This is a genomic window from Rhodoferax sp. RT5P35 (assembly GCF_056521385.1).
In genome coordinates this window covers 1-1,476 of sequence record NZ_JBWMAX010000112.1, presented here as the reverse complement: position 1 = coordinate 1,476, position 1,476 = coordinate 1, and the positions used below count along the sequence as shown (strand labels likewise).

Genomic DNA, 1,476 nt, shown 5'->3' with positions numbered 1-1,476 from the left:
TGTGCCGGTGTTACTTGCGCTGGAGGCACATTGGGCTTGGAATCCTGCACCACCCGCACCAGATCGCCGTCGTTCAAAAAGCCCGCCCCGCTGGCGACCAACACGGCATCCGGCTCCAGCGCGCTGGTGATCTCCAGCCGGTCGCCCAGCTGCCGCCCGGTTTGCACCTTGATCTGGGCCACGCGCTGGTCTTTGCCCACGCGGTAGACAAAGCTGAAGGCATCGCGCACCACCACGGCGGTTTGCGGCACGGTCAGCGCGGTGGTCTGGCCCAGTGCGAACGCACCGCTGGCAAACATCCCCGGCTTGAGGCTGGACGCTGGCAAATCCACATACACCAGCCCCATGCGGGTTTGCGGGTCTACCGTGGGGGCCACCATGCGCACTTTGCCCTGCACCGGCGTGCCCTGCGCCGTGCGCACCTGGGCGATGGTGCCGACCTTGATGCGCTCCAGCTCGGCGGCGGTGACCTCGGCGCGCCACTCCAGCCGCCCCTGGCGCACCATGCGGAACAGTTCGGTGCCGCTGCCCAGCACCGCGCCCACGGTGGCGCTGCGGGCGCTGATGACTCCGCTGTCGGGCGCCAGCACCTGGGTGTGGCGCAGGCGCTGCTGCTGCACCACCAGCGTGGCCTTGGCGGCGGCTACGCGGGCCTTGGCGACCTGCTCTGTGGTTTGGTACTGGGTGATTTGCTGCTCGCTCAGGGCCCCGGTGGCCTGCAGCGTGCGGGCGCGGGCGGCGTTGCCACTGGCATCCTGGGCATTGGCTTCCGCCTCCAGCACATTCGCCTTCGCCTGGGCCACGTCGGCCTGCACGCTCTCTGCCGCAAACGTGGCCAGCACCTGGCCAGCGCGCACCACATCGCCCACGTTGGCGCGCACCTCCAGCAGGCGCAGGCCGCTGGCTTCGCTGCCGATGCTGGCCTCTTGCCAGGCGGCCACATTGCCGTTGGCGCTGAGCTGCACCGCCCAGGGGCTGCGCTGCGGCTGCACGGTGGTGACGGTGAGGGCGGGCTTGGGCGCGGCGGCCTTGGTTTCGTCCGCCGCCTGGGAATTTAAGGAAAAAAGGCCGATAGCGCTGATGGACAGGGCGAGAGCAGCTACGGAATAAATAGCATTTTTTTGCATGAAGAGGAGTCCGTCAAGGTTTACTGGGGGCCGGTCCAGCCGCCGCCTACGGCGCGGTACAGGCTGATCCAGGCCAGCAGGCGTTCGCGCTGCAGGGCAATGGCGTTGGTGTCGGCGGCCAGCGCGGTGCGGCGCGAGTCCTCCAGTTCGGGCAGGCTGGCCAGGCCGGCGGTGTAGCGGGCCTGGGTGGCGGCAAATGCGGCCTGGTAGCCCTGGGCGGCCACCTGGGTGTCGGCGTTGCGGTCATCGGCGCTGCGCAGGTTGACCAGGGCTTCTTCCACCTCGCGCACGGCCTGGCGCACCTTGGCGCGGTACACGGCCACCGCCTCGGTGTAGGGGGCCTGGGCGG

General features: G+C 69.4%; 2 protein-coding genes. Both read right to left on the bottom strand.

Annotated elements, in window-relative coordinates; all coding sequences use genetic code 11:
• Positions 1 to 1,127, bottom strand: a 1,127-nt coding sequence (locus AC097L_RS24095; protein ID WP_479589255.1) for an efflux RND transporter periplasmic adaptor subunit, incomplete at its 3' end; no start/stop codon positions are given.
• A gap of 20 nt (positions 1,128 to 1,147) precedes the next feature.
• Positions 1,148 to 1,476, bottom strand: a 329-nt coding sequence (locus AC097L_RS24090) for a TolC family protein (protein WP_479589254.1), incomplete at its 5' end; no start/stop codon positions are given.